Source organism: Sinomonas humi (assembly GCF_000802235.1).
Lineage (GTDB): Bacteria > Actinomycetota > Actinomycetes > Actinomycetales > Micrococcaceae > Sinomonas > Sinomonas humi.
In genome coordinates this window covers 64,212-82,979 of the sequence record NZ_JTDL01000152.1, presented here as the reverse complement: position 1 = coordinate 82,979, position 18,768 = coordinate 64,212, and the positions used below count along the sequence as shown (strand labels likewise).

Annotated in this window: 18 protein-coding genes and 1 tRNA gene; 12 read left to right on the top strand and 7 right to left on the bottom strand. The window is 66.1% G+C overall.

The window, feature by feature from the left end:
* Position 1: 1 nt before the first annotated feature.
* The 8 genes from LK10_RS19800 (at position 2) to LK10_RS19765 (ending at position 7,189) form a co-directional block, all read left to right on the top strand.
* Positions 2 to 751, top strand: a complete 750-nt coding sequence (locus tag LK10_RS19800; RefSeq protein ID WP_052207615.1) for a ribonuclease HII — start codon at positions 2 to 4, stop codon at positions 749 to 751.
* On the top strand, positions 748 to 1,071 hold the full coding sequence (locus tag LK10_RS19795; RefSeq protein WP_043127802.1) for a DUF2469 domain-containing protein: 324 nt from the start codon (positions 748 to 750) through the stop codon (positions 1,069 to 1,071). The genes LK10_RS19800 and LK10_RS19795 overlap by 4 nt, the downstream gene beginning before the upstream one ends.
* A gap of 125 nt (positions 1,072 to 1,196) precedes the next feature.
* Entirely contained in the window at positions 1,197 to 2,057 is an 861-nt protein-coding gene (locus LK10_RS19790; RefSeq protein ID WP_043127799.1) for a hypothetical protein, read from the top strand.
* A gap of 123 nt (positions 2,058 to 2,180) precedes the next feature.
* The gene (locus tag LK10_RS19785) at positions 2,181 to 2,537 is read left to right on the top strand and encodes a YraN family protein (RefSeq protein ID WP_043128032.1); all 357 of its coding nucleotides are present in this window, start codon (positions 2,181 to 2,183) and stop codon (positions 2,535 to 2,537) included.
* On the top strand, positions 2,534 to 4,096 hold the full coding sequence (locus tag LK10_RS19780; protein ID WP_043127796.1) for a YifB family Mg chelatase-like AAA ATPase: 1,563 nt from the start codon (positions 2,534 to 2,536) through the stop codon (positions 4,094 to 4,096). Before LK10_RS19785 ends, LK10_RS19780 begins: the two co-directional genes overlap by 4 nt.
* A complete protein-coding gene (dprA, locus tag LK10_RS19775) occupies positions 4,093 to 5,325 on the top strand; it encodes a DNA-processing protein DprA (protein ID WP_081998713.1) in 1,233 nt (410 codons plus the stop codon). The genes LK10_RS19780 and dprA overlap by 4 nt, the downstream gene beginning before the upstream one ends.
* Positions 5,326 to 5,499: 174 nt before the next feature.
* Entirely contained in the window at positions 5,500 to 6,426 is a 927-nt protein-coding gene (locus LK10_RS19770) for a tyrosine recombinase XerC (RefSeq protein ID WP_052207614.1), read from the top strand.
* 259 nt (positions 6,427 to 6,685) lie between these two features.
* Positions 6,686 to 7,189, top strand: a complete 504-nt coding sequence (locus tag LK10_RS19765) for a DUF3145 domain-containing protein (RefSeq protein WP_043127792.1) — start codon at positions 6,686 to 6,688, stop codon at positions 7,187 to 7,189.
* A 90-nt stretch (positions 7,190 to 7,279) separates the two neighbouring features.
* On the opposite strand, the gene fabF is transcribed toward LK10_RS19765, so the two are convergent.
* The 6 genes from fabF to aceE all read right to left on the bottom strand — a co-directional run bounded on the left by fabF (position 7,280) and on the right by aceE (position 15,268).
* Positions 7,280 to 8,515 carry a beta-ketoacyl-ACP synthase II gene (gene fabF, locus LK10_RS19760; protein ID WP_043127789.1) on the bottom strand — a complete coding sequence of 412 codons (1,236 nt, stop codon included), beginning with the start codon at positions 8,513 to 8,515 and terminating at the stop codon, positions 7,280 to 7,282.
* Positions 8,516 to 8,622: 107 nt separating this feature from the next.
* Entirely contained in the window at positions 8,623 to 8,868 is a 246-nt protein-coding gene (locus tag LK10_RS19755) for an acyl carrier protein (protein ID WP_043127785.1), read from the bottom strand.
* A gap of 105 nt (positions 8,869 to 8,973) precedes the next feature.
* Positions 8,974 to 10,035: a beta-ketoacyl-ACP synthase III gene (locus LK10_RS19750; RefSeq protein ID WP_043127783.1), complete on the bottom strand. Its 1,062-nt coding sequence runs from the start codon at positions 10,033 to 10,035 to the stop codon at positions 8,974 to 8,976.
* Positions 10,032 to 10,985, bottom strand: coding sequence for an ACP S-malonyltransferase (locus tag LK10_RS19745; RefSeq protein WP_043127780.1), 954 nt, complete (start codon positions 10,983 to 10,985; stop codon positions 10,032 to 10,034). Before LK10_RS19745 ends, LK10_RS19750 begins: the two co-directional genes overlap by 4 nt.
* Positions 10,986 to 11,095: 110 nt before the next feature.
* The gene (locus LK10_RS19740) at positions 11,096 to 12,334 is read right to left on the bottom strand and encodes a PucR family transcriptional regulator (protein WP_043127778.1); all 1,239 of its coding nucleotides are present in this window, start codon (positions 12,332 to 12,334) and stop codon (positions 11,096 to 11,098) included.
* Between the two features lie 192 nt (positions 12,335 to 12,526).
* Complete coding sequence (gene aceE / locus LK10_RS19735) at positions 12,527 to 15,268, bottom strand: pyruvate dehydrogenase (acetyl-transferring), homodimeric type (protein ID WP_043128026.1); 2,742 nt, start codon at positions 15,266 to 15,268, stop codon at positions 12,527 to 12,529.
* Between the two features lie 282 nt (positions 15,269 to 15,550).
* On the opposite strand from aceE, the gene LK10_RS19730 reads away from it, so the two are divergent.
* The 4 genes from LK10_RS19730 (at position 15,551) to LK10_RS19715 (ending at position 17,636) form a co-directional block, all read left to right on the top strand.
* Entirely contained in the window at positions 15,551 to 15,964 is a 414-nt protein-coding gene (locus LK10_RS19730) for a DUF3052 domain-containing protein (protein ID WP_043127773.1), read from the top strand.
* The gene (locus LK10_RS19725; RefSeq protein ID WP_043127771.1) at positions 15,961 to 16,443 is read left to right on the top strand and encodes a peroxiredoxin; all 483 of its coding nucleotides are present in this window, start codon (positions 15,961 to 15,963) and stop codon (positions 16,441 to 16,443) included. Before LK10_RS19730 ends, LK10_RS19725 begins: the two co-directional genes overlap by 4 nt.
* A 29-nt stretch (positions 16,444 to 16,472) precedes the next feature.
* Positions 16,473 to 16,545: transfer RNA gene (locus LK10_RS19720), tRNA-Val, on the top strand.
* Between the two features lie 257 nt (positions 16,546 to 16,802).
* Entirely contained in the window at positions 16,803 to 17,636 is an 834-nt protein-coding gene (locus tag LK10_RS19715) for an IclR family transcriptional regulator (protein ID WP_043127768.1), read from the top strand.
* A 22-nt stretch (positions 17,637 to 17,658) separates the two neighbouring features.
* Here the strand turns inward: LK10_RS19715 and LK10_RS19710 are convergent, their stop codons facing one another.
* A complete protein-coding gene (locus LK10_RS19710; protein WP_052207613.1) occupies positions 17,659 to 18,756 on the bottom strand; it encodes a D-2-hydroxyacid dehydrogenase in 1,098 nt (365 codons plus the stop codon).
* Positions 18,757 to 18,768: the final 12 nt, after the last annotated feature.

Sequence of the window (18,768 nt, the reverse complement as noted above, 5' to 3'; positions counted from 1 at the left end):
CATGACAGCAATCGAGCCACTCCGCGTCCGCCCCTCGTCGCGAAAGCCCAGTGCTCCTGCGCCGACTTTGCGCTATGTTCGTCAGCTCGCAGCTGAGCATGGTCCGCTCGTGGCTGGGTGTGACGAAGTGGGCCGAGGGGCCTTGGCGGGCCCCGTGAGCGTCGGCGTGGTGGTTGTCGACGTCCGCAGCGTGCGCACCCGCACCGTGCTGCGGGACAGCAAGCTGTTGAGTCCGGAGAAGCGGGTCGAACTCGTTCCTCTTGTCCGGTCGTGGGGGGTGGCGAGCGCGGTGGGGCATGCGAGCGCTGATGAGATCGACGCCTTCGGGCTAATGGAAGCCCTACGACTCGCGGGGACCAGGGCTCTTGCGGAGATCGCCTTGGACGGAGTTGTCCCGGACGTTGTTCATCTGGACGGCAACTACGACTGGCTGGGCCGTGGGGGCCAGAACGCGCTCTTCGGCGACGCCGTCGCGGTTCCGGGTACGCCCGTGCGCACGATGATCAAGGCGGATCTGAAATGCCAGGCCGTGGCGGCTGCGAGCATTCTCGCGAAGGTCGAGCGAGACGCGCTCATGATGCAGCTGGGCGCCGAGGATCCGCGTTATGGCTGGGCAGTCAACAAGGGCTACGCGACTCCCGAGCATCGCGCGGCACTCCTCGAGTTCGGGCCTACGGCGTGGCATCGGCGGAGCTGGAATCTCGAAGGCGGCGCCGTGCTCCTCGATGACGATGGGAAGATGGGACTATGAGCGCTGAAGACCTCGAGAACTACGAGACCGACATGGAGCTCCAGCTCTATCGCGAGTACCGCGATGTCGTCTCGCTGTTCAGCTATGTCGTGGAGACCGAGCGCCGGTTCTATCTGGCCAACCATGTCGATCTTCAGGCGCGCTCTGCTGACGGCGAGGTCTACTTCGATCTGACCCTTCAAGACGCCTGGGTGTGGGACGTATACCGCAGCGCCCGCTTCGTGAAGAGCGTCCGCGTCATCACGTTCAAGGACGTCAACGTCGAGGAGCTTCCGAAGGTGGAAGACCTGGCGCTTCCGAAGGACGGGCTCGGGACGTAGAGGGAAACCAGGCGAACGCTTCCCGGGCAAAAGCCGAGATAGTGGTGTACGCTCCGCTCCAACGTCGTCTGACTGGCCGGATCGGCTGTGGTTGGGGGTAGGAGATGCATCGAGGAACACCTGCCGTGATTCTGGCCGCTGCCCTGGCCGTCGTCGCTTCAGGATGCACTTCATCGGGCCCCTCCGGGGGCGCATCCTCGGCCGGCACTGCGGGCCAAACGACGTCCGCAGCGAGCGCTGCCGACTCACCAACCCAGTCGACAACCTCGCAGATCTCCGAGTCTGGTTCGATTGCGCTTACCTCAACCGGGGGCTATACCGCGACGATCAACTACAGCGTGAGCGCATCGGGCTTCTCGGCCTCGCCTGCCAAGGATGCCTCGGGCTTCTCGACCGTCACCTTCAAGGTCGATGCGAAGGCGACGGTGACCAACACAACCTCGGGCCGGCCCAATCCTGAGCCGTATGATTGGTCGCCCCTGGCGCTCTACCCCATCAATTCTGCGGTCTGCACTCTTGGCAAGGGCCTGCTCAACAACGCCTCGTCGGCAAACGAGGCATCAGCAGCGCTGCCGGGCCTGACGACCTCAGACGGTGGAGCACCGGCTTATTGCGCCCTCCAGCTGACTAACGATCTGTCCTTCGGGCCCGGCCCCAGTAGCAGCGCCTCGCCGGCCCCTCTAGCGCCCGGGCAAACCGAGCCGCTGGTGGCTGCGCCCAGCCCAGTGTCCACGCCGGGGACCATCCCGAAGGTTCCGCAGGCCTCGGTTGGCCAGCTCGTCGCGGGACTGGCGCAACCCGCGAAGATCGTCTACCAAGTGACCTACATTCAGGACGGCCCGGCGGTCCAGAAGCCGGCGGGGGAGAGTTGCAGCGCATATCTCTATACCGTTCCGGGTGCCAGTAACACCACAAGCGCATTTGTGATCTCTGTTCCCGCCAAATATGCGGGCGTCTGCTCCTCGGGTGCGTCACCCAGAGGCTGAACACCATCGCTTCCAGACATTCAGCCCGGTCGATTGGTCCTCCACGGCGATTTCGACGGCGTTTTCCCCACATAGGTCCCTATGCAGGCCGTCTGCGTCGCGCTAGGCGGGCAGGCTTGCTGCATGAGGGCGAAGGATAGGGTCGGGCAGCGCGGTGAGCGGCTAGCCGAGGACTACTTCAAGGCGAGCGGGGCGGTGATCCTGGACCGGAATTGGCGGTGCCGGGAAGGGGAGCTGGACCTTGTGGCGCTTGACGGCGCGGTGCTGGTTGCGGTCGAGGTGAAGTCGCGTTCGTCGTGGGACTTCGGTCATCCGTTCGAGGCCGTCGATGGAGTGAAGCTCGCGAGAGTGGCGCGGCTGGCCGCTTTGTGGGCCAAGGAGCATCGGCTCCAGGCGGCTCGCCGACGGGTCGACGTGATCGCCGTGACGGGGCCGGAGGGGCCTTCTCCGCTCGTGGAGCATCTGCGGGGTGTGGCGTGAGCGGTGTGGGACGTGCACTGGGAATCGGGCTTGTGGGCCTGAACGGGTTCGTCGTCGAGGTTGAGGCTGACATCGGCCAGACGCTGCCAGCGTTTGTGCTGCTGGGCCTACCGGATTCGGCGTTGAACGAGGCCAAAGAGCGGGTGCGGTCCGCGGCACAGAACTCTGGTCTGCCGCTGAGCCGGCGCAAGATCACTGTGAACCTGATTCCGGCATCGCTGCCGAAGCGGGGGACTGCGTTCGATTTGGCGATCACGGTCGCGGCGTTGGCTGCAGCGGGGGACATTCGTCCGCCCGCGGACACGGTCTTCGTGGCAGAGCTGGGCCTGGACGGACGGCTGAGGCCGGTTCAGGGGGTGCTGCCAGCCGTAATGGCCGCGGTGCGGGCCGGGTATTCGGATGTCGTCGTGGCGAGGGCGAACGAAGCCGAGGCTCGCCTGGTGCCAGGGGCTCGAGTGCGCGGCTATGAGAGTCTGGGCAGCCTCGCGTTGGATCTCGGCGCGGACCCGCTCAACGTGATCCTGCCCGAGGAGGGAGGTTCGGGTACCTCGGCGGGGCAGGCGGGGGAGGGCGACGGCGGGTCTCCGCCTCCCCAGATGGTGCCGGACCTGAGGGACGTCGCGGGCCAGCACGAGGCGCGGGCGGCCTTGGAAGTGGCAGCGGCAGGAGGCCATCACATCCTGATGCTCGGGCCTCCGGGGGCGGGCAAGACAATGCTGGCCGAGCGGCTTCCGGGGATCCTGCCGGACCTGGACGACGAGGCGGCTATGGAGGTCACAGCAATCCATTCGCTCTCGAGTCATCCGAGCGCCACGCGCGAACTCGTGCGCAGGCCGCCGTTCGAGAGTCCTCACCATACGGCGAGCCCGCCGGCGATCATCGGAGGCGGGAGCGGGATCGCTCGCCCCGGTGCAGCTTCGCGCGCTCACCGTGGCGTCCTGTTCCTCGACGAAGCCCCTGAATTTCACCGAAACGTCCTCGATTCCCTGCGACAGCCACTCGAGAGCGGGGTGGTGAGTATCGATCGGGCGGCTGGCACGGCCGCGTACCCCGCTCGGTTCCTGCTCGTCCTCGCGGCCAATCCCTGTCCCTGCGGGCAGGGATCTGGAAAGGGGCTTCTCTGCTCGTGCCCCCCTCAAGCGAAGCGACGGTACCTTGCACGGCTGTCCGGTCCGCTTCTCGATCGCGTGGACATCCAGCTTGGGGTCCGGCGGGTATCTGCTGTTGACCTCGCGGGCAACTCTTCGGGAGAGTCCTCGAAGGCTGTGGCTGCCCGCGTCCTCCAGGCAAGGGCGCGTCAGGCTGAGCGGCTGGGTCCCTTTGGATTTTCGACCAATGCGGAAGCTCCTGGCCGGCTGCTACGGGGTGCCCTCAGGCTCCCATCGAGTTCGACGCGCATTCTGGATCGGGCTCTCGAGATGCACACCCTCACTGCACGGGGCTACGACCGCGTTCTCCGGCTGGCGTGGTCGATTGCTGACTTGGCCGGGGGCGAGAGCCCGAGCCCCGATGACGTCGGCGCGGCATTGCTCCTGCGCACCACTGAGGAGGCACGATGAGCGGGGAACCGCGGGCCTGCGGCGCCGGACTTGGGGTTCCAGCTGGGGGAGAAGCTTTGGACGAGACAAGGATCGCGCGGGCGGCCCTCACACGGCTCATCGAGCCCGGCGATGCGACAGGTGCGATGCTCGTGGCCGCGTTGGGTCCGGTGGAGGGCCTCCGAGTCGCGACCGGGAGGTGTCCGATTGAACCTGGCATCGAAGCGCGCCTCAGGAGCGTTCTGATCGGCCGCGGCACCAAGGCGTGGGAGGGTGTTGCCGCTGCTGTCGAACGATGGAAAGGTCGCGTTCGCGATCTCGCGCCCGAGCGTGACCTCGAGACGATTGCGAGGTTTGGCGGCCGTTTCGTCATCCCTGAGGATCCTGAGTGGCCCGACGGATTCGAGGATCTCGGGGAGCAGTCCCCACATGGGCTGTGGGTGCGGGGAGAGGAGCAGTTGCCGTCTCAACGCTCTGCGATCGCCATTGTCGGTTCAAGGAACGCGACGAACTACGGTCTCAGCGTGGCCGGGGAGATCTCAAAGGGCCTCGTAGACCGCGGAGTCACGGTCGTGAGCGGGGGCGCCTACGGGATCGACGCGCAGGCTCACCGGGCCGCCCTCGCGACCGAAGGGGGCGGCCTTCCCACCGTTGCCGTCATGGCTGGGGGATTGGACCGCTATTACCCATCTGGCAACGAGGAGCTTCTCCGGGAGGTGGCGCGCCGGGGTTTGCTCATCTCAGAACTGCCACCGGGAGGAGCTCCCACACGCCATCGGTTCCTACGGCGCAACCGGCTCATCGCAGCGTTGACCGGCGTGACCGTCGTGGTTGAGGCGCAGTGGAGGTCGGGGGCGCGCAGCACGGCGCATCACGCGGCCGACATCGGGCGCGTTGTCGCTGCTGTTCCGGGCTCCGTGTACAGCGCGAGCTCGGCTGGCTGTCATCGCCTGCTGCGGGACGGCGCGGCCGTGTGCGTCACCGACGTTCAAGAGGTCTATGAATTGTTGGCTCCCGTCGGGCAAGGGCTGGCGGGAGAGCGCGAGGGACGCGTTGCCGTTCACGACGGCCTGGCCGTCGAGGACCTGCTCCTGCTTGATGCGCTGCCCGTGCAGAGGGGCGCAGGCATCGACAGCCTGACCACCGTGGCTGGGCTCAGCTCGGCCCAAGTCAGGGCGGGGCTCGGACGTCTCCAGCTCATGGGATTGTGCCAGCAGACAGCCGGCGGTTGGCGGCGGACAGACACGTGAGCCCAGAACGCGACCCAAGCAGGGCTGGGGTAGAGAAGCAGGCAGGGCTGGAGGAGAGAAGCAGGCAGCTTGGTTGAGGGGATCGCGGGCGGAGCAAAAACCGATGAAGGATCGTGATCCCGGGTCCACGAGTGTCGGCTTGTTCTTCGTACTGCCAGCGGCCAGAGTGGGCTCGTGACCGACGTGACGCCGCTTCCCCTGGGCCTGCGTGAGCCCCTTGAGGGCTTTCTGCGCCATCTCGCTCTCGGCCGAGGTCGCTCGGAGCACACCGTCAGAGCTTACGAAGGCGACCTTGCCTCGATGCTCCAGTCCGCGCAACGGGATGGAGCGCTTGAGCTCGTCGACATCGACCTTGCCACGCTCCGACGGTGGCTTGGGCGCCAGAGCGAGGCCAAACTCGCGAGGGCGACGCTCGCTCGTCGAACTGCGGCAGTGAGGTCGTTCATGGCGTGGGCAGTCCGCGAGGGCATGATCGAGGTGGATCCCTCGCTGAGGCTTGCCTCGCCCAAGCGGCAATCGGCTCTTCCGGACGTCCTCCATCAAGAGCAGACGAGGCGCCTGCTTGACGGTCTCGCTCAGGCCGCGGGTCACGGAGACCCTGTAGCCGTTCGGGACTGGGCCCTTGCTGAGCTCCTTTACGCCACCGGCATCCGCGTTTCCGAACTCGTCGGCCTCGACATCGACGATGCGGACCTCCATGCACGAACTGTGCGCGTGCTCGGTAAGGGCAACAAGCAGCGGACGGTGCCGTTCGGCGCGCCGGCGGCCAACGCCGTCGTGCGTTGGCTCGGTGCGCGCTCCGCCTTGGTGACCCAAGACAGTGGCTCCGCTCTCTTCCTTGGTCGTCGGGGCGGCCGTCTGGGCCAGCGGCAGGCGAGAGAGACCGTTGACGCTGCACTCAAGTCCCTCGGCGATACCGCTGCCAGCGGTCCTCACGCGCTGCGGCACACCGCCGCCACCCATCTCCTCGATGGGGGCGCCGACCTTCGATCAGTTCAGGAGCTGCTCGGGCACTCGAGCCTCGCCACAACCCAGCTCTACACCCATGTCTCTGTGGAGCGGCTCCGTTCGAGCTATCTTCAGGCCCACCCCAGAGCGTGACAAGCAAGTCGCCGCCGACGGCAAGCCCGTGCCCACATTCGAACCCCAACACGCCGCAACACGCCGCAACCTCCCCGGTGGTGCTGGCGGTTCCTCCAGCTCTCGTGCAGAATGGCCCGTGATGGCTTTGTGCGTCCAAGGTGCACCGAAAGTGCGTCCTTCGGACGAGAGAGCCACTGACAACTGAAACAACCACTGGTTCACGCACTCCGTGCTGACGGTCGTAGGGGAAGACGTACCGACAGCGATGGAGGATGGAATGTCTGCAGTGATGACCCGTGGTCTGCTGTTCGTGCACTCGGCACCGAGTGCGCTATGCCCGCACGTGGAGTGGGCGATTGGCTCCGTCGTTGAAAAGCGCACGGATCTTGAGTGGACCCCTCAGCCAGCCGCGCCCGGGATGTTCCGGGCCGAGCTTTCATGGGTAGGCGCACCGGGCACGGGTGCCCAGTTGGCGTCGTCCCTCCGTGGCTGGGCACACCTTCGGTATGAAGTCACAGAGGAGCCCAGTCCGGGTGTGGACGGAGCACGCTGGTCCCATACTCCCGAGCTAGGGATCTTCCACGCGACGACGGACGTCCACGGCAACATCATGGTGACCGAGGACCGCATCCGCTACGCATACGAGTCCGGCGCGGGGGACCCCGCTCTAGTCTTCCAAGAACTCTCCCTCGCCTTGGGCGAAGCCTGGGACGAGGAACTCGAGCCGTTCCGGCACGCCGCAGAAGGTGCGCCCGTGCGCTGGCTCCACCAGGTGGGCTGAGTCAGCCCGCCACCCCACTCCATCGCAAAAAGCAGAGGGCCCGCATACTGCGGGCCCTCTGCTTAGTCTCGGGGGGTGCTTGCGCCTGGGTCAGTGGTTACGGACCACGAGGACGGCATTGTGTCCACCGAACCCGAACGAATTGCTCAGCGCGACGATGTCGCCTTGGGGCAGATCACGCGCCGTTGTAACGACGTCGAGCGGAATCTCGGGATCCTGGTGGTCGAGGTTGATGGTCGCGGGGGCTTTCCGCTCGTGCACGGCAAGGACCGTCAGCACGGCCTCGACTGCGCCGGACGCGCCAAGCAGGTGTCCCATCTGAGACTTCGTCGCCGAGACAGCTACATTGTCCACGTGCTGGCCCAGAGCCGCTTTGAGAGCGGTGTACTCCGGCTTGTCGCCGACAGGCGTCGAAGTCGCGTGGGCGTTGACGTGCACGATGTCCTCAGGCTGGACGCGGGCGTCGTACATCGCTGCCTTGAGCGCGCGGGTTGCCCCGAGGCCTTCGGGATCGGGCGCGGTGATGTGATAGGCGTCCGCCGTCACGGAAGTCCCGGCCAGCTCCGCGTAGATCCGTGCTCCACGCGCAAGGGCGTGCTCCTCGGCCTCGAGGACAAGGGCTCCCGCGCCCTCGCCCATCACGAAGCCGTCCCGGTCGATGTCGTAGGGGCGCGATGCGTGCTCGGGATCGTCGTTCCGCTTCGACAGAGCCTGCATCGATGCGAACGCCGCGAGCGGCATGGGGTGGATCGCAGCCTCGGCGCCGCCGACCATGACGACGTCCGCCTTGCCTGCGCGAATCAGCTCTTGGCCCACGGCCATCGCCTCGGTCCCGGAAGCGCAGGCGGAAACGGGCGTGTGGGCTCCCGCCCTCGCTCCGAGGTCGAGGCTCACGGCAGCTGCGACACCGTTCGGCATGAGCATCGGAACGGTCATCGGAAGGACCCGACGCGGGCCCTTCTCCCTGAGCGTGTCCCACCCGTTGAGCAGCGTCCAGACGCCGCCAATGCCAGTTGCGAAAGCTACAGCGAGGCGATCGTGGTCGATCTCCTCGATCCCGGAGTCCTTCCATGCCTCACGTGCAGCGATGACGCCGTACTGGGTCGAAGGATCCATCCGCTTCATCTCGACACGTCCAAGCACGTCCTCCGCTGGCACGGAGAGCTTGGCCGCGATCTTCACAGGGAGGTCGTACTTCTCCACCCAGTCGTCCGTCAGCTGACCGACGCCCGAGACGCCCTTCACGGCGTTCTGCCAGAGGGTGGGAACGTCCCCGCCGATGGGGGTGGTGGCTCCGAGGCCGGTGACGACAACTTTGCGGGCCATGCTGCACTCTTTCGGGTCGGTTAGCCGCTACTGCGGAAGCTGCGAAGTCTGGCAGGGTGGAACTGACGGCCGGCACCGAGAAGGTGCCGGCCGTCAGCGAAGAGAGGTCAGGCCTGAGCCTTCGAGATGAAGTCGACGGCGTCGCCGACGGTCGAGAGGTTCTTGACCTCTTCGTCCGGGATGCGGACGCCGAACTTCTCCTCGGCGTTCACGACGATGGTCATCATCGAGATCGAGTCGATGTCGAGGTCGTCCGTGAAGGACTTGTCCAGCTGGACCGCGTCGGGCGCCAGACCCGTCTCTTCGTTGATGATCTCGGCGAGGCCGGCGAGGATCTCTTCGTTGCTAGCCATTTCGGCTCCTTCTCTTTGATCGCCGGCTGGCGCCGACTAGCTGGGCAAGCCGCTTGTGCGGCTTGGCTTCACGCACCCCGGGCACCGGCCCGGCGCACTGGGGAACTAGGGGAGGCTGATGACCTGTGCACCGAACACCAGGCCGGCACCGAACCCGATCTGGAGTGCGAGCTTGCCGCTCAGTTCGGGATTCTCCTTCAGCAGCCGGTGCGCGGCAAGCGGGATCGACGCCGCCGAGGTGTTGCCGGCGTCCGCGATGTCACGGGCGACGACGACGCTCTCGGGCAGCTTGAGCTGCTTGACCATCTCGTCGATGATACGCATGTTCGCCTGATGCGGCACGAATGCGGCGAGGTCCTCGGGTTGTACGCCCGCTGCGTCGAGTGCGCGCTTGGCGACCTTCGCCATCTCCCAGACCGCCCAGCGGAAGACGGACTGGCCATCTTGGCGCAGGGTCGGCCAGATCTTTGCTTCGGTGCCGAGGACGGCAGCTGCCTCGTCTGCACCCTCGCGCTCGGCCTCGTCGGAGAGATCGCGTACGTCCAGGAGCGAGTGGGTCATGCCGATCGTGCTCCACTTGCTGCCATCGGACCCCCAAACGGAGGGCCCGATGCCGGGGGCCTCGGAGGGGCCGACAACTACCGCCCCCGCCCCGTCGCCGAGGAGGAATGAAATGCTCCGCTCGGAGTTGTCGATGTAGTCGCTCAGCTTTTCCGCACCGACGACGAGGACATACTCGGCGGCACCCGAGCGGACGAGGGCGTCGGCTTGAGCGACGCCGTAGCAGTAGCCGGCGCAGGCGGCGGAGATGTCGTAGGCCGGAGCGGGGGTCGCACCGAGACGGTCGCACAGGAGAGCAGCAGCCGATGGCGTGGCGTAGGGATGGGACACGGTCGAGACGATGACGGCGCCGAGCTGTGCTGCCTCGATGCCCGCCTTCTGAATTGCCTCGCGTGCGGCGCCTTCTGCCATGTCGATGAGGTCGACCTCGGCAGGTGCCCGATGGCGCGTGACGATCCCCGTCCGCTGGCGGATCCACTCATCCGACGAGTCAATCCATTGGCAGATCTCCTCGTTGGTGACGTAGACCGAGGGGCGGAAGGCCCCGAAGCTGAGGATCCGCGAGTGCTCCTGGACGGGCGTCTGGCGGAGCGTGGGGGTGCTCATGCGAGTTCTTCTTCGGTCGAAGGGTTCTGCTCTGCGTCCGCTGCGAACAGCTCGAGGGCTGCCGTGAGGTCGCCGGGGGCTTTGACGGCTACGGTCTTGACGCCCGGCAAACCGCGCTTCGCAAGACCGGTCAGTGTGCCTGCCGGGGCGAGTTCGATGAGGCCCGTGATGCCGAGTGCCTTGAAAGTCTCCATGCAGAGGTCCCAGCGCACCGGACGCGACACCTGGGCTACGAGGCTCTCGACCGCGGCGGTGCCCGAGACGACCTCGCGTCCGTCGTAGTTGGAAAGCAGCGGAACCGCAGGGTCGACGACGTTCAGGTTGGGGCGCAGCTCTTCCAGCGCGGCGACAGCCGGGGCCATGTGCTGGGTGTGGAAGGCCCCCGCAACCTTGAGCGGGATCACGCGTGCCTTGGCGGGAGGATTCGCGGCGAGGGAGGACAGCTGCTCGAGGGTGCCCGCAGCCACGATCTGGCCGCCGCCGTTGACGTTTGCGGCCGTCGCACCGACCGCTTCGATCGCACGTCGGACCTCGTCGGCGTCGCCACCGAGGACGGCGCTCATCCCGGTCGGAGTAACTGCTGCTGCCTTGGCCATCTCCCTGGCCCGCAGGCCGACGAACCTCATGGCGTCCGTTTCGCTGAGGACGCCGGCGAGGGCCGACGCGGTGATCTCGCCGACCGAATGCCCCGCGAGGACGACGGGCAGTGTCGACAGCTCGACGTCGAAGAGTGCGCGGGCTGTCACGAGCCCGGCCGCAACGATGAGAGGCTGGGCGACAGCCGTGTCCTTGATGGTCTCTTCGTCAGACGTCGTACCGTGGGCGATGAGATCGAGGCCGACGACCTCGCCGAGCGCCCCAAGCTGCTCGGCGACGGACGGCAGCTCGAGCCACGGGGCCAGGAAGCCCGGCGTCTGGGAACCCTGTCCAGGGCAGACAATTGCTAGCACGTTTCCAGCTTTCCAAAGTGCGGTTGGTTCCAGCGGTGCCCCCACGCACCAAGCTCCAGAACACAGATTGTAGGAAGTCTACAACGCTGTCTCGCTCTTCGAGGGAGATTTCAAGTGCCTTGGCGCACCGTCCGATCGCGAGTCGAGGGCTGCGCCGCGAGCCTGCCGACGACGAGCGCGGTCTGCAGGACGAACGCCTCCCGAGGAAGGAGGGGATCCCAACCCGTGACGTCGCAGACTCGACGGAGCCGGTACCGCACCGTGTTTGCGTGCACGAAGAGCTCTCGAGCGGTGGCCTCGAGCGAGTGCCCGAGTTCGAGGTATGCGCTGAGGGTTTCGACGAGTCCGTTCGACGCGGCGAGGAGGGGCCGGTAGATCTTTTGGACGAGGGCGCGGCGGGCAGCATCGTCCCCGGCAGCAACGCGCTCGGGTAGGAGGTCATCTGCCGCAACCGGCCGTGGCGCATTGGGCCAGGCTCGTGCGGCGGAGAGCCCCGCGAACGCGGCTTGAGCCGAGGAACTCACTTCTGGGAGGCTCTCTGCGCGCGGCCCGAACACGACCGGTCCGGGCGCGAACAGCTCGCTCAAGCGGGTGTACGCCGTCTCGTCCTCTTCTACGCCACCGAGAATGAGGATGAGCCGATCTCCCTGAATCCCCACGAGGGCGTCCTTGGCATAGCGGATGGCGGTGCGACGCATGTCCCCGACATAGCTCGGGCTGGGCTCGAGCGGGGAGCTGCCCACCATGACGGCGAAGTTGTCCTGGGCCTTCCACCCCAAGGCCGCGATCCTGGACCGAAGGGCGTCAGTGTTCTCACCGCGAAGGATCGCGTCCACGATCAGCGCCTCGAGCCGCGTGTCCCACGAGCCACGTGTTTCGGCTGCCCGCGCATAGACGTCCGCAGCGGCGAAGGCGACCTCGCGCGAGTAGCGGAGAACGGCCTCTCGGAGGGCCGGCTGGTCGTCCTCCGAAGCGAGGTTCGGTACTTGATCCTCGACCACTTCGACGACGATCCGGATGAGCTGGAGCGCCTTCTGGAGGCTGATCGAACGTGTGAGCTCGGTGGGCGCGTTGCCGAAGACATCGGAAAGGACCCACGAGGGAAGGGACGGCCGCTCGTACCACGTGACGAACGCCGCGATACCGTTCTGGGCGACCAGGCCGAGGGCCGAGCGCTCGTCCGCGCTGAGCCGCCCGTACCACGGGAGCGCGCGCTCAAGCTCCCGGGTCGTAGTCGTCGAGAGCTGGCCGACGCTGTTGCGCAGCTTCTTGAGCGTTTCGGCCTTCGCAGGGGAGGCCTTCAGGCGCCCTCGCCGGGCGCCTCCTGCTGCATGCGTCTGAGTCGGCATGTGAAGAGCATAGGCTCCGCTTCGCCGTCGCCTGAATTTGTAAGAAGGCTACAACCCCGCGGATCGACTCGAGGGCGTGCAGGTACCTTCCCGACTGCCTTCGGCAAGGACGACGACGGCGACGCTCCCACTGCAGGGAGCGCCGCCGTCGTCTGTGTCCCCTAAGGGACGTCATCGGGGCACGAGAACGGGTTAGCTCTCTCCGCCCGCGTTGCCGGTCGTCCCGGCGTTGACGTCGAGGAGCCGGTACCGCTCGAACGCCTGACGTGGCGCATCGGCGTCGACCTCGCCGCGGCGGGCGAGCATCTGCAGGGCCCGCACCACGACTGAGTGGCTGTCGATGTGGAAGTACCGCCGTGCCGCTGCCCGTGTATCAGCGAAGCCGAAGTCGTCCGCCCCGAGCGTGGCGAACTCGTTCGGGAGGAACTGCCGGATCTGGTCCGGCACGGCCTTCATGTAGTCCGTCACGGCAACGATCGGGCCGGTCGCGCCTGAGAGCTGCTGCGTCACAAACGGAACGCGGGGCTCCTGACCTGGATTGAGGAAGGCCTCCTGCTCGGCGGCGAGGCCGTCGCGGCGGAGTTCGTTCCACGAGGTGACGCTCCAGACATCGGCGGAGACGCCCCATTCCTCGGCAAGGATCTGCTGCGCCTCAAGGGCCCAGGGAACAGCGACGCCCGAGGCGAGCAGCTGCGTGCGCGGGCCGTCGATCTTGGCGGGTGCGAGCAGGTAGATGCCCTTCACAACGCCCTCGACGTCGAGCTCCTCCGGCTCCGCGGGCTGGACGATCGGCTCGTTGTACACGGTCAGGTAGTACATGACGTTCGGGTCCGCGTGGTTCCCGCCGTACATCCGCTCGATGCCGGACTTCACGATGTGGCCGATCTCGTAGCCGTAGGCCGGGTCGTAGGTGACGACCGCAGGGTTCGTCGAAGCCAGGAGCGGTGAGTGGCCGTCGGCGTGCTGGGTTCCCTCACCCGTCAGGGTCGTGCGGCCAGCCGTCGCACCGATGATGAAGCCACGTGCCATCTGGTCGGCGGCGGCCCAAATCCCGTCCCCGGTGCGCTGGAAGCCGAACATCGAGTAGAAGACGTAGACCGGCACGAGGGTCTCGCCATGCGTCGCGTAGGACGTGCCGGCGCCGGTGAAAGCCGCGACCGAGCCGGCCTCGTTGATGCCCGCGTGGAGGATCTGGCCGGCGGGCGACTCCTTGTACGCGAGGACGAGGTCGCGGTCCACCGAGAGGTAGTTCTGACCCTTCGGGTTGTAGATCTTCGCCGTCGGGAAGAACGCGTCCATGCCGAACGTGCGGGCCTCGTCAGGAACGATCGGCACAATGCGCTTGCCGAATTCCTTGTCCCGCATGAGGTCCTTGAGCAAACGCACGAAAGCCATAGTCGTGGCTGCCTGCTGCTTGCCCGAGCCGCGCTTGGCAACCTCGTAGGACTTCTCGTCCGGGAGGGCGATCCCCTGGTGGGGATCCCGCCGCTCGGGCAGGAAGCCGCCGAGAAGCTTGCGCCGTTCCATGAGGTACTGGATCTCGGGAGAGTCCATGCCTGGGTGGTAGTACGGCGGGCGGTACGGGTCGGCTTCGAGCTGCTCGTCCGTGATCGGGATCCGGAGATGGTCGCGGAAGTCCTTGAGGTCCTGCAGCGTCATCTTCTTCATCTGGTGGGTCGCGTTGCGGCCCTCGAAGTGGGGACCCAAACCGTAGCCCTTGACCGTCATCGCAAGGATGACCGTGGGCTTGCCCTTGAATTCCGTCGCGGCCTTGTAGGCGGCGTAGACCTTCCAGTAGTCGTGTCCGCCGCGCTTGAGGTTCCAGATCTGCTCGTCCGTCAGGTCGGCGACGAGTTCCTTCGTCTCGGGAGTCTTGCCGAAGAAGTGATCGCGCACGAATCCGCCCGACTCGGCCTTGTACGTCTGGTAGTCGCCGTCCAAGGTCTCGTTCATGATCTTGACGAGCTGGCCGTTGGAGTCCTTCTTCAGGAGCCCATCCCACTCGCGGCCCCAGATGACCTTGATGACATTCCAGCCCGCGCCCCGGAAGAACGCCTCAAGCTCCTGGATGATCTTGCCGTTGCCACGCACCGGACCGTCGAGGCGCTGGAGGTTGCAGTTGATGACAAACGTGAGGTTGTCGAGGTTGTCATTGGCAGCCAGCTGAAGAAGACCGCGGCTCTCGGGCTCGTCCATTTCGCCGTCGCCGAGGAACGCCCACACGTGCTGGTCCGAGGTGTCCTTGATGCCCCGGTTGTGCAGGTAGCGGTTGGTCTGTGCCTGGTAGATCGCGTTCATGGGACCGATGCCCATCGACACGGTGGGGAACTCCCAGAACTCCGGCATCATGCGCGGATGGGGGTAGGAAGAAAGGGCATGCCCCTTGTGGGACTTCTCCTGGCGGAACCCGTCGAGGTCTTCCTCGCTCAGGCGGCCTTCCATAAACGCGCGGGCGTACATGCCGGGCGAGGCGTGGCCCTGGAAGAAGACCTGGTCCCCGCCGCCGGGGTGGTCCTTGCCCCGGAAGAAGTGGTTGAAGCCGACTTCGTAGAGCGTGGCTGCGCCCGCGTACGTCGAAATGTGGCCGCCGACGCCGATGCCCGGCCGCTGGGCGCGGTGCACCATGATCGCGGCGTTCCAGCGCATCCACGCCCGGTAGCGTCGCTCGAACTCCTCGTTTCCGGGGAACTCGGGCTCCTGATCCGCAGGGATGGTGTTGACGAAGTCCGTCGTGGTCACCATCGGGACGCCGACACTCTGGGCCCCGGCCCGCTGAAGAAGGCTACGCATGATGTACTGCGCGCGCTCGGTGCCCTGTTCATCGATCAGGGCGTCGAGAGACTCGATCCATTCGGCGGTCTCTTCGGGGTCGCGGTCCGGCAGCTGATTCGTCAGGCCGCTGAGGATGTGCGAGGTTTCCTCTCCTACAGACACGTCCAAACCTCTCTTCGAGCCCGGAGGCCCGGAGCTGGTTGCTGCCGGACGTCGGGCGATATCGTCGCTGGGCCCTACGTGCAGGCCCCCGTTTTCGTGTGGGCGCCCCTCTAGGCAGCCGGGTTCCCCGGCTGGAGCAGCGGCGCGCTCCCTGCCACTCTAGTCGCGTCCGCTGGGCACGCGCAGCGCGTGCGCTTGATGCTACGCGCCAAACGGTGTTGGCTTATAGATACATTCCGCGTGCTGGCGCGGATGGACATGGACAGTGCAAGGAGGAAGAACGTGGGCGAGACCGACACCGCCGCGGGAAGCAACGTGGCGGGGCGATTGGGTTTCAAGGACGGAGACCTGATCCAGGAGTTCGGCTACGACGAGGACGTCGACTTCGACCTCAGGGCTGCCATCGAGGACACGGTGGGATCCGAACTCCTCGACGAAGATGAACACGATGTGGTGGATGCAGTTGTCGTCTGGTGGCGCGATGGCGACGGGGACCTCGTGGACATGCTCGTCGACGCCCAGACGACGCTCGAAGATCATGGCGTCATTTGGCTCCTGACTCCCAAGCAGGGGCGTGAGGGCTATGTTCCGCCGGTAGAGGTACAGGAAGCGGCTCCGACAGCAGGGCTCCATTCGACCTCGACGGCTGGAGTCTCCAAGGATTGGCACGCCACTCGGCTCGCCCGGAAGAAGTGACGTCGCCGCAGGGCGAGGCAGCTGGCCTGGAAATCGGGAGCGCCGCACCTGACTTCGAACTCCCGAATCAGTTCGGTGAGCCGGTGCGGCTGTCGTCCCTGCAAGGCTCGCCCGTTGTGATCGTCTTCTACCCGTTTGCGTTCTCGAGGATCTGCACGGGTGAACTAGCAGAGATCCGTGACCGCTGGGATGTCTTTGCGGCTTCTGGGGCTCGCGTTCTGGCCGTTTCGGTCGACAGCAAGTTCGCCCTCAGGGCTTTCGCTGAGGCCGAGCGCTACGATTTTCCGCTGCTTGCTGACTTCTGGCCGCATGGCGAAGTCGCGAAGCGATACGGAATCTTCGACGAGTCGAGCGGAATGGCCCGCAGGGGCACTTTCATCCTTGACCGGGAAGGGATCGTGAGGTTCCGCGTCATCAATCCCGCGGGGGAGGCGCGCGATCTCGGTCTGTATTCGTCGGCCTTGGCAGAGATCGGATAGAGTGGTCGAGCGCCGGCAATGCCGGCCAAGGGTCTTTAGCTCAGCTGGTAGAGCGCCACGCTTACACCGTGGATGTCATCGGTTCGATCCCGGTAGGACCCACCCTGTGAGGGCGCTTTCGGGCGTGCTTTTCACTTCCCGGCACATCTTGCAGCCGTTGCCCACGCACGTATCCCCAGCGCATGGAAAGAGCCTCCCGCCGCAGCCATTGGGGGATGCCGCGGTGGGAGGCTCTGAATGTGAATGCTAGGTGAACTTGAGGTGTACGCCAAATCGGAGCAGCCTCCGCGCGTCTCAGTACAATGTTCAGTGTTCAGCATTTTGGACAGCGGGGCGATCCCGCAGACGTGAGGAGCTCCGTGGCACTCAACCGGCCTTCAACCACTGCCGCCGAAGCCGAGCGGGAGCGAAGTGAAGCTCCGTCGTCTTCGCCCGCTCCCGCCGTCACCCGCGCAGCAGCTGTGCTGGACGTGCTGGCGGCATCTGCCTCGGGGCGCGCAACCCTGAGCGACCTGGCTCGCGAACTCGGAATCCCCAAGTCGTCCACGTCGAACATCCTCCAGGCGCTCGAGGATGCGGGACTCGTGGCTCGGGACGGCAGCGAGTTCTCTCTCGGACGGAAGCTCGTCGAACTCGGCGCGTCCTATCTGAGCCGGCGTGACGAGATCCGCGAGTTCTATCAGTTCTGCGGCGGGGCGCCCGCCCTCTCTCGCGAGACTGTCCGCGTCGCCCTCCTCGACGGCGATCACGTCATCTATCTGGCCCGCTACGAGGGTCACCCCGCCGTTCGGCTCACCTCTACGATCGGCGACAAGATGCCTGCTTCGCTGTGTGCTGTAGGCAAGGCTCTTGTCGCCCGTCTCCACGAACGGGACTGGGAGGAAATGTATCCCGACGACGCTGAACTTCCCGTGCTTACGCCTCGTTCGATCCGGACGGGCAGGGAGTTCAAGGAAGAGCTCCGCCGAATCAGGGAAGAGGGCTACGCCTTCGAAGACGAGGAGTCGACTCTCGGCGTCGTGTGTGTCGCGGTTCCGGTTCCGACTCGCGGTGCGCACGGACCGAATCTGGGGGTTAGCGTGACCGCTCTCAGGGCGACCTTCACCGAGGAGCAGAAGCTGATGATGGTGTCTGAGCTCACCGAGCTCGCTCGAGCTCTCGGCAACCCCATGGGTGGGTGGCCGACGAGCTGAGCTTCGCTCCCAACCGGACTGCTCAGTAGAAGTGCACTGGGTCCACGCGGTGGGGGAGCGGTTCGCCAGCGAGGAACTTCTGAAGGTTCTCGACGAAGCGCTCGGCGATGAGGCGGTTCTCCGCAACGCTGAGGGCGGAAGTGTGAGGAGAGACGAGCACCTTGGGGTGATCCCAGAGCGGAGAAGACGAAGGGAGCGGCTCCGTGGCAAACACATCGAGGCACGCGTAGCCGACCGTACCGTTCTCGAGTGCTTCGACGAGCGCCTCTTCGTCGACCACCGTGCCGCGCCCTACGTTGACAAGGATCGTCCCGGGCCTCATCGCACCGAACACGTCCCTGCCGATGAGCCGCTCGGTAAAGGGGGTGCCAGGCAGCGTATTGACGACGACGTCGGCATCGGCGACGAGTTCGGGGAGCCGTTCCGCAGTGGCGACCTCGCGAATCCCCTCGATCGGCTCAGCATTCCGCTTGGTACCGCTCACAGTCATGCCCAAGGCGCGGGCGAGCCTTGCGGTTTCCAGGCCGATCTCGCCCAGGCCTGCGACGACCACGTGGGATCCGGCGGCGAGGCGTGTGGGGATGCGCAGCTCCGGCCAATGCTTGTTGCGCTGGTCCGCTGCAAGCTCGGCGGTTCTCTTGAGGCCGTTGAGGATGCCCATGAGGGCGAATTCGGCGAGCGGAAGAGCGTGCACTCCGGCCGAGGTCGTGACCATGACGCGTTCGAGGTCCGACGTCGAGACCCCGCTGGCCTTGACGGCCCCGCCAGCTCCGGCGGCCATGGCGTGGACCCAGCGGAGCCGGGGATTCTCGGCGACCACCCGGGCGAAACCTGGAGCCGATTCGTTCGGGAAGCCGTAAAGGACGTCCGCCGAGTTCACGAGCTTCCAGTAGCGCTCTTCATCCTCGGGGGACCTCCGGAAGCTCGGATCTCCCGAGTGGTCGGCGGGGAACCGTTCGGGCGGGAGGAGATCGGGTTCGTAGAGCACCGTGATCCGAGGGTCGACGGCGCGGATCGTCTCGACGAGTTGGGGCTCGAGGGGGACGGCGACGGCCACCTTGAGGGCCTCCCTCTCGCTAGGGGCCGAAGGTGTGCTCGCGGAAAGTGACTCAGGACTCATGTGTCCAGTCTA